Origin of the sequence: Burkholderia sp. SIMBA_051 (assembly GCF_046534915.1) — a bacterium.
GTDB classification, from domain to species: domain Bacteria; phylum Pseudomonadota; class Gammaproteobacteria; order Burkholderiales; family Burkholderiaceae; genus Burkholderia; species Burkholderia ambifaria.
In genome coordinates, this window is the sequence record NZ_JAWRXS010000814.1 from 1 (window position 1) to 240 (window position 240).

General features: G+C 59.6%; 1 protein-coding gene. It reads right to left on the bottom strand.

Annotation, left to right across the window (positions count from 1 at the left end):
* On the bottom strand, positions 1-237 hold a 237-nt coding region (locus tag SB771_RS36715; protein WP_410722247.1), incomplete at its 3' end, for a TetR/AcrR family transcriptional regulator.
* Between the last annotated feature and the right edge of the window lie 3 nt (positions 238-240).

A 240-nucleotide genomic window follows, 5' to 3' on the forward strand; every position in this document is an offset into this window, starting at 1 on the left:
GGGCGCGCGCACGAGTTGCGCCTCCAGGCGTTCCGCATATTCGGTGAAATAGAAGGTCAGCAAAGCTTCGCCGAACGCCTCTTTCGAACCGAAATAATGATAGAACGACCCTTTGGGCACGCCGGCCGCCGCCAGGATCTCATTGAGACCGACGGCCGAAAAGCCCTTGCCCAGCAAAATGGGCATGGCGGTATCGAGGATGTGTTGCCGCACTTCCACGGCTGGCGCTGCATTCATGGG